The 672-nt window shown below is 38.8% G+C and carries 1 protein-coding gene; it reads right to left on the bottom strand.

Annotation, left to right across the window (positions count from 1 at the left end):
• Nucleotides 1-672: hypothetical protein (locus tag EYY60_RS22170; RefSeq protein WP_162847815.1), on the bottom strand; the 672-nt coding region annotated here is incomplete at both ends.

Raw genomic sequence — 672 nt, 5'->3', positions numbered from 1 at the left:
GCTTGCGCCGATGCCAAAGCTTCTGTATCGCTGCATTCGATTGTTTTGTTTAAAGAACCAATTTCAGTTGTCCAAGTCGGAGCCGTTTTGTCTTCGATGGTAATTACTTGATAGAAACTGTCAGTAACATTTCCACAATCATCTTTAGCAATCCAGCTATTAGTATAAGTTCCAGCATTACCACATCCTTCAGAAGCTATGAATTGTCCGCTTGTTTTAGTATAAGTTACAATTGTGCAATTTGCAGTAGCAAGAGGAGCCTGATTCTGAGCAGCAATTAGTCCTGCTGTATCACTACATTCTAAAGTTACATTTAATGTTCCAGGAACTGTAATCCATTCTGGAGCTGCAGTATCTTGGATCGTAATTACTTGAGTAAATGTAGTTGAAATGTTGTTGCAAAGATCTTTCGCAACCCAAGTATTGGTATAAGTTCCAGTACTTCCACAGCTTCCTCTTTGTAATTCTCCACTAGTTTTAATGTAAGTTATATTTCCATTACAATTATCTGTTGCGACTGGAGCTTTTGCTTGTGCGGCATTCAATCCTTCTGTATCACTGCATTGTAAAGTCACGTTAAGGGTTTCTGGAACTGTTGTCCATGTCGGAGCTGTTGTATCTCGGATTGTAATTATTTGGGTGAAAACAGCTGATGTATTTCCGCAATCATCT

Origin of the sequence: Flavobacterium zhairuonense (assembly GCF_004352915.1) — a bacterium.
Lineage (GTDB): Bacteria > Bacteroidota > Bacteroidia > Flavobacteriales > Flavobacteriaceae > Flavobacterium > Flavobacterium zhairuonense.
The sequence above is the reverse complement of the archived record's forward strand: the minus strand, read 5'-3'. Positions and strand labels throughout refer to the sequence as shown.